Source organism: Variovorax sp. 01T439_2 (assembly GCF_056398445.1).
In genome coordinates, this window is sequence record NZ_JBFTPJ010001013.1 from 1 (window position 1) to 2030 (window position 2030).

Here is a 2030-nt window from a genome sequence, read left to right on the forward strand (position 1 = left end):
CTTTTTGTTCGCCACCATGAGCGTGGTCGTCAAGGTGGCCTCGGCCTGGTTCAACAGCGGCGAGATGGTGCTCGGGCGCGGCCTGATCGGCATCGTGTTCCTGTGGCTGCTGGCGCGCAACCGCGGCGTCTCCATGGCCACCCGCTACCCCGGCATGCACGCCTGGCGCAGCACCATCGGCGTGGTGTCGCTGGGTGCGTGGTTCTATGCCATTGCCCACATGCCGCTGGCCACGGCCGTCACGCTCAACTACATGAGCAGCGTGTGGATCGCGGCCTTCCTGGTCGGCGGCGCGCTGCTGGCCTGGGTGCCGGTGCCCGGGCGCGACGGCCGCATCGAGCGCCCGCCGCTGCAGGGCACGCTCGCGCTGACCGTGCTCGCGGGCTTTGCCGGCGTGGTGCTGATGCTCAAGCCCACGGTCAGCGGCAGCGACGGCTTCGCAGGAATGCTGGGCCTGCTGTCGGGCCTCACGGCCGCCTTTGCCTACATGCAGGTGGTGGCGCTGTCGCGCATCGGCGAACCCGAGCTGCGCACGGTGTTCTATTTCGCGGTGGGCTCCGCGGTGGCGGGCGCCTTTGCCACGGCCGCCACGGGGTTTTCGGGCGGAAATTCCTGGACGTGGCAGCATGCGCTGTGGCTGCTGCCGATCGGCCTTCTGGCGGCCCTCGGGCAGCTGTGCATGACGCGCGCCTACGCCACGGCCAAGACGCAGGCCGGCACGCTGGTAGTGGCCAACCTGCAGTACTCCGGCATCATCTTTGCGGCGTTGTACAGCGTGGTGCTGTTCGACGACCGCATCGACGCTGCCGGCTGGACCGGCATGGCGCTCATCATCGTGAGCGGCATCGCGGCCACCGTGCTGCGCCAGCGCGCAGTGCCCAAGGCGCCGGCCGAAGAACACTGATCCGCATCGACCCTCATCGACAACGAAGGAACCCCGCCATGTACACCACCCTCCTCAGCGTCGAACAACTCCAGCAGCTGCAGGCCGGCGACGCGCCCCACATGGTCTTCGACTGCAGCTTCGATCTCATGAAGCCCGAAGCCGGCGCGCAGCAATATGCCGCCGCCCACATTCCGGGCGCGGTGTACGCGAACCTCGACACCGAACTGAGCGCCAAGCACGGCATGCCGGGCGCGCAGGGCGACGTGGTCATCGCGCAGGAAGACGGCGTGCCGGCCTCGGGCGGGCGCCATCCGCTGCCCAGCCGCGAGAAGTTCGCGGCCTGGCTGTCGAGCATCGGCTTTTCCAACGACATGCAGGCCGTGGTGTACGACCGCAACGGCGCCAACTACTGCGGCCGGCTCTGGTGGATGCTCAAGTGGATGGGCCACGATGCAGTGGCCGTGCTCGACGGCGGCCTGCAGGCCTGGCAGGCCGCGGGCGGCGAAGTCACGAACCGCGAGGAGCCCGCGCACTTCCAGTCGAACTTCGTGATGGGCGAGCCGCTGGTGAAGCTCGTGGCCACCGACGTGGTGGCGCGCCGGCTCGGCCAGCCTGACCAGAACCTGATCGACGCGCGTGCCGCCGCACGTTATCGCGGAGAGGTGGAACCTCTGGACCCGATTGCGGGTCACATCCCCGGGGCTGTGAACCGGCCCTTCGCCGAGAACCTCGGCCCCGACGGCAAGTTCAAGCCGGCATCGCAATTGCGCGCCGAGTTCGAAGCGCTGCTCGCGGGACGCGATCCGGCGACGGTCGTCCACCAATGCGGCAGCGGCGTGAGCGCTGTGCCCAACCTGCTCGCGATGCAGATCGCGGGCCTTGGGACGACGGCGCTCTATGCCGGCAGCTGGAGCGAATGGAGCAACACGCCGGGGCTGCCGACCCGGCAAGGCGCAGAACCATGAGCAAGACCCGACTTCGACGACGCATTTCATCCGGCTTCGCATTGGCCGCGGCGCTGTTCGCAGCCCCCTTTCTTTCCGCCCAGGCGCAGCAGCAGCATGCGCATGTGCACGGCCAGCTCAAGCTCGATGTGGCGATCGACGGACCCACGGTGGTGATCGACATGGAATCGCCACTGGAC

General features: G+C 68.5%; 2 protein-coding genes and 1 pseudogene. All 3 read left to right on the forward strand.

Annotated elements, in window-relative coordinates; genetic code table 11:
* Nucleotides 1–904, forward strand: a 904-nt coding sequence (locus tag AC1DOC_RS31185; RefSeq protein ID WP_478131278.1) for a DMT family transporter, incomplete at its 5' end; no start/stop codon positions are given.
* Nucleotides 905–942: 38 nt separating this feature from the next.
* The gene (locus AC1DOC_RS31190; protein WP_478080596.1) at nt 943–1851 is read left to right on the forward strand and encodes a sulfurtransferase; all 909 of its coding nucleotides are present in this window, start codon (nt 943–945) and stop codon (nt 1849–1851) included.
* A pseudogene (locus tag AC1DOC_RS31195) lies at nt 1848–2030 on the forward strand (DUF2796 domain-containing protein); the annotation flags it as partial. The gene AC1DOC_RS31190 and the pseudogene AC1DOC_RS31195, both read left to right, overlap by 4 nt.

Bases quoted from the DNA above. Each gene is read 5' to 3' on its own strand.
- AC1DOC_RS31190 (WP_478080596.1), top strand. From the start codon at position 943: ATGTACACCACCCTCCTCAGCGTCGAACAACTCCAGCAGCTGCAGGCC.